The sequence below is a fragment of the Streptomyces sp. PU-14G genome (assembly GCF_041028275.1).
Lineage (GTDB): Bacteria > Actinomycetota > Actinomycetes > Streptomycetales > Streptomycetaceae > Streptomyces.
Map to the genome: position 1 here is coordinate 1 of NZ_JASKYT010000378.1, position 5,171 is coordinate 5,171.

The 5,171-nt window shown below is 67.2% G+C and carries 5 protein-coding genes; all 5 read right to left on the reverse strand.

Annotated features, from left to right (window positions below; genetic code table 11):
* Window positions 1–72 precede the first annotated feature (72 nt).
* On the reverse strand, window positions 73–2,598 hold the full coding sequence (locus AB8Z75_RS29265; protein WP_369207212.1) for an ATP-dependent Clp protease ATP-binding subunit: 2,526 nt from the start codon (window positions 2,596–2,598) through the stop codon (window positions 73–75).
* A 662-nt stretch (window positions 2,599–3,260) separates the two neighbouring features.
* Window positions 3,261–3,599, reverse strand: a complete 339-nt coding sequence (locus tag AB8Z75_RS29270) for an Lsr2 family protein (RefSeq protein ID WP_369207214.1) — start codon at window positions 3,597–3,599, stop codon at window positions 3,261–3,263.
* A 161-nt stretch (window positions 3,600–3,760) separates the two neighbouring features.
* Complete coding sequence (locus AB8Z75_RS29275; protein ID WP_369207216.1) at window positions 3,761–4,285, reverse strand: amino-acid N-acetyltransferase; 525 nt, start codon at window positions 4,283–4,285, stop codon at window positions 3,761–3,763.
* A gap of 9 nt (window positions 4,286–4,294) precedes the next feature.
* On the reverse strand, window positions 4,295–4,705 hold the full coding sequence (locus AB8Z75_RS29280; protein ID WP_369207218.1) for a BlaI/MecI/CopY family transcriptional regulator: 411 nt from the start codon (window positions 4,703–4,705) through the stop codon (window positions 4,295–4,297).
* A 139-nt stretch (window positions 4,706–4,844) separates the two neighbouring features.
* On the reverse strand, window positions 4,845–5,015 hold the full coding sequence (locus tag AB8Z75_RS29285; RefSeq protein ID WP_369207220.1) for a hypothetical protein: 171 nt from the start codon (window positions 5,013–5,015) through the stop codon (window positions 4,845–4,847).
* Window positions 5,016–5,171: the final 156 nt, after the last annotated feature.

The following is a 5,171-nucleotide window of genomic DNA, read 5'->3' on the forward strand; positions in this document are numbered from 1 at the left end:
GGCCTGGGGCGGGAAACACCAAGCGGGACCGACCCTCGGGGCCGGTCCCGCTTCAGTGGGGTGCGGAAGCCGTCAGGCCTCCTTGCTCAGGTTCGGGCCACCACCCGCGGCGGACTCCACCGGAGGAGCGTCCGGCAGGGCCGACTTCTCCTCGCCGCGGAAGGTGAAGGTCTTCGCCTCACCCTCGCCCTCGGTGTCGACCACCACGATGTGCCCGGGACGCAGATCCCCGAAGAGGATCTTCTCCGACAGCACGTCCTCCACCTCACGCTGGATGGTCCGGCGCAGCGGCCGGGCACCCATCACCGGGTCGTAGCCCTTCTTGGCCAGCAGCTCCTTGGCGTCCTGGCTGAGCTCGATGCCCATGTCGCGGTCCTTCAGCCGCTCGTCGACCTGCTCGATCATCAGGTCCACGATGCGGATGATGTCCTCCTGCGTGAGCTGGTGGAAGACCACCGTGTCGTCCACGCGGTTGAGGAACTCGGGGCGGAAGTGCTGCTTGAGCTCGTCGTTGACCTTGGCCTTCATCCGCTCGTACCCGGCCTTGACGTCGCCCTGGGCGGTGAAGCCGAGGTTGAAGCCCTTGGAGATGTCGCGGGTGCCCAGGTTGGTCGTCATGATGATGACGGTGTTCTTGAAGTCCACGACCCGGCCCTGCGAGTCGGTCAGCCGACCGTCCTCCAGGATCTGCAACAGCGAGTTGAAGATGTCCGGGTGGGCCTTCTCGACCTCGTCGAACAGGACGACCGAGAACGGCTTGCGGCGCACCTTCTCGGTGAGCTGGCCGCCCTCCTCGTAGCCCACGTAACCGGGCGGGGAGCCGAACAGCCGGGAGACGGTGTGCTTCTCGCCGAACTCCGACATGTCGAGGGAGATCAGCGCGTCCTCGTCGCCGAACAGGAACTCCGCCAGCGTCTTGGACAGCTCGGTCTTACCGACACCGGACGGGCCGGCGAAGATGAACGAGCCGCCGGGGCGCTTGGGGTCCTTCAGGCCCGCACGGGTGCGCCGGATCGCCTGGGAGAGCGCCTTGATGGCGTCCTCCTGGCCGATGACGCGCTTGTGCAGCTCGTCCTCCATGCGCAGGAGCCTGCTGGACTCCTCCTCGGTGAGCCGCATGACCGGCACACCGGTGGAGGCGGCCAGGACCTCGGCGATCAGGTCCTCGTCGACCTCGGCGACGACGTCCATGTCGCCGGCCTTCCACTCCTTCTCCCGCTTGGCCTTCTCCGCAAGGAGCTGCTTCTCCGTGTCCCGGAGGGAGGCGGCCTTCTCGAAGTCCTGCGAGTCGATCGCGGACTCCTTGTCCCGGCGCACGTTCGCGATCTTCTCGTCGAACTCGCGCAGGTCCGGCGGGGCGGTCATCCGGCGGATACGCATCCGGGAGCCGGCCTCGTCGATCAGGTCGATGGCCTTGTCCGGCAGGTAGCGGTCCGAGATGTAGCGGTCGGCGAGCGTGGCCGCACCGACCAGGGCCGCGTCGGTGATGGAGACGCGGTGGTGCGCCTCGTACCTGTCGCGCAGGCCCTTGAGGATCTCGATGGTGTGCGGCAGCGACGGCTCCGCCACCTGGATGGGCTGGAAGCGGCGCTCCAGGGCCGCGTCCTTCTCCAGGTACTTGCGGTACTCGTCCAGCGTCGTGGCACCGATGGTCTGCAGCTCCCCGCGGGCCAGCATCGGCTTGAGGATGCTGGCGGCGTCGATGGCGCCCTCGGCGGCGCCCGCGCCGACCAGGGTGTGCAGCTCGTCGATGAACAGGATGATGTCGCCGCGGGTGCGGATCTCCTTGAGCACCTTCTTCAGGCGCTCCTCGAAGTCACCGCGGTAGCGGGAGCCCGCGACCAGCGCGCCCAGGTCCAGGGTGTAGAGGTGCTTCTCCTTGAGGGTCTCGGGCACCTCGCCCTTGACGATGGCCTGCGCCAGCCCCTCGACGACGGCGGTCTTGCCGACGCCGGGCTCACCGATGAGCACCGGGTTGTTCTTGGTGCGGCGGGACAGGACCTGCATGACCCGCTCGATCTCCTTCTCGCGCCCGATGACCGGGTCGAGCTTGGACTCGCGCGCAGCCTGCGTGAGGTTGCGGCCGAACTGGTCCAGGACGAGCGAGGTGGACGGCGTGCCCTCGGCGGGTCCGCCGGCCGTGGCGGCTTCCTTGCCACCGGAGTAACCGGACAGGAGCTGGATGACCTGCTGGCGGACCCGGTTCAGGTCGGCGCCCAGCTTCACGAGGACCTGGGCGGCGACGCCCTCGCCCTCGCGGATCAGGCCCAGCAGGATGTGCTCCGTGCCGATGTAGTTGTGGCCGAGCTGAAGGGCTTCGCGGAGCGACAGCTCCAGCACCTTCTTGGCACGGGGAGTGAAGGGGATGTGGCCGGAGGGCGCCTGCTGGCCCTGGCCGATGATCTCCTCCACCTGCTGCCGGACAGCCTCAAGCGAGATCCCGAGGCTCTCCAGTGCCTTAGCGGCGACACCCTCACCTTCGTGGATCAGGCCCAGAAGGATGTGCTCGGTGCCGATGTAGTTGTGGTTGAGCATCCGGGCTTCTTCCTGAGCCAGGACGACAACCCGCCGCGCGCGGTCGGTGAACCTCTCGAACATCGTTAATCGCTCCTCAGAGCGGTCAGGCAGTGAGGGGACGCTCCCCTCGCTGTCCTTCCGCAGCTTAGTCCCGCAACGGGGGACCGCTCATTCCAACTGCCGACTGCTGGCCGGTCGATCCGGTCGATCATGCGCCTCCTGCCCGGACAGCCGACAACAGTTCCAACCCGATGGTGCGAGACGATGTTCCCGCAGGCCAGGCGTATTCACCTGGATCCACTACGCCGACGGCGAACGCCTCCTGCACGACGCGTCCGCACACGACGAGGCACGTGCCTCGGCACCCCCGTTCCGCCCTGCGCCACCTGGGCTTTAAGGCTCCTGAAGCCTTCTTACCCGCTCGGTGTGACAATCCATGCGGCGTCGCCCGTATACGGTCCCCGACATCCGCTGAGGGCGAACACCGGGACACGGATGCGCGTCCCGCGCCAGGGGGCGCGAACACCGTGCGTCATCACCTTCGACGATCCGTGATCGCCGGGGCGGCCTGTGGCCACCGGGGCGATCTGCGGTCGCCGGAACGGCCAGTGATCGCTGGGACGGTCAGGGATCGCCGGGACGGCCTGTGGTCGCCGGGGCCCTCGGGAGGCCCGCACGGGGGCCTCCCGTACCGGGGAACGGCCATCGGGATCGAGCCCGGACAACTGATCAGCCGGAATGACTCAGCCGTTGGCCTTCTCGTACGCCTCACGAATGCTGGCGGGAACACGACCGCGGTCATTGACCTCGTAACCCTGCTCCTTGGCCCACGCGCGGATCTTCGCCGTGTCCTGACCCCCGCCGGAAGCCGAGCCGGAGCGACCGCTCTTTCCGCGCGCGGAACGGCCACCGGTACGCCGCCCGTTCTTCAGATAGGGCTCCAGAGCGGAACGGAGCTTGTCCGCATTAGCGGTGGTGAGATCGATCTCGTACGACTTACCGTCCAGCGCGAACGTCACCGTCTCGTCCGCCTCGCCGCCGTCGAGGTCGTCGACAAGAAGAACCTGAACCTTCTGTGCCACCTGTTGCTCCCATTCGTACTGGATAACTGATTACAGATACCTACGTGGAAAGCAAACCGCTTTTCCGGGAGAAACACAAACCCTGTGCTGAGTTTGCCCCGCACCGCACAGGGATTGGCGGGACCTTTCGGACATAGTGGAGGTCGGTCCGGCGTCGCCGTTCACAGACGCAGCAGCATGCGGCTGTTGCCCAAGGTGTTGGGCTTCACTCGTTCGAGCCCCAGGAACTCGGCCACACCCTCGTCATAGGAACGCAGCAGCTCGCTGTAGACGTCACCGTCCACAGGCGTCTCCCCGATCTCCGTGAAGCCGTGCCTGGAGAAGAAGTCCACTTCGAAGGTCAGACAGAAAATGCGCCGCACGCCCAGCCACCGGGCGGTGCGCAGCAACTTCTCCAGCAGCAGATGACCGACGCCCGTTCCCCGCTGGGAACGGTCCACGGCCAGGGTCCTGACCTCCGCGAGGTCTTCCCACATCACATGCAACGCGCCGCAGCCGACGACTTCCGCGTCGGCGTCCCGTTCCGCGACCCAGAACTCCTGGATGTCCTCGTAAAGCGTCACGGTGGCTTTGTCGAGCAGGATGCGATCGCGCGAGTAGGTGTCGATCAGGCTGCGCACCGCCGGGACGTCAGCCGTACGTGCCCTGCGGATCGTGACCTGGGATAGCGGTGCGTGTTCTGCCATGAACGGACGCTATCGGTCGTCACCCGGGGCCTCACCGCCGGGGGGATCGAGATGGACCCCGTTCAGATGTACGACGCGCAAGGCGGCGCGCAGCACATCGACCTGTTCCGGCGACATCATCCCGAAGAAGTCGACGAGCGCGGCAGCCGGGTTGTCACTGGCCGACCACGCCTCGTTCATGAGAGCCGCGGAGTATGCGGCCCGAGTGGAGACCGCCGCATATCGATAGGCGCGGCCTTCTTGCTCCCGCCTCAGCCAGCCCTTCTGGCGCAGGTTGTCCATTACGGTCATCACCGTCGTGTACGCGACGGTGCGTTCCTTCTGGAGATCCTCGAGGACTTCCCGCACGGTGACCGGGCGGTTCCAGCGCCATACCCGGGTCATCACGGCGTCTTCCAGCTCTCCCAATGGCCTCGGCACGGAAGAATAATAGTGGAAAATGTCCGAATCGCTGGAATTACCCGGAAGGCGGGCAGTCGGCGCTGTCGGACCCGGGTCCCGCACCCGCCCTCCGCCGAGGGGACGCCGGCCGCTCACAGCGGCCGGACGGAGCCTCCGCTCAGCTGCCGGGCTTCCGCTGGCCGGCCTCGGCGCGGGCGAGGGCGGCGTCGACGACACCGTCCTCCTTCTCCTTGTTCGCCCCACCCTGGCTCTTGATCATGACGACGATGAGCGCGGTGAAGGCCACCGCCATCACGAGCGGCGGGGTGAGCGCGGCAAGGTAATCCATGACTGAGCCTCCTCGACGGACCAGACTCCCAGCGTACGCCGCCCGGCTCCCCCGACGGGACGCACCCACTCAGCGCTGTCGCCCCAGGGGAGGGGGGAGGGCGGAGAGCGGGGGGGGGGGGGGGGGGGGGGGGGTCCTCCTTCTCCTTGTTCGCCC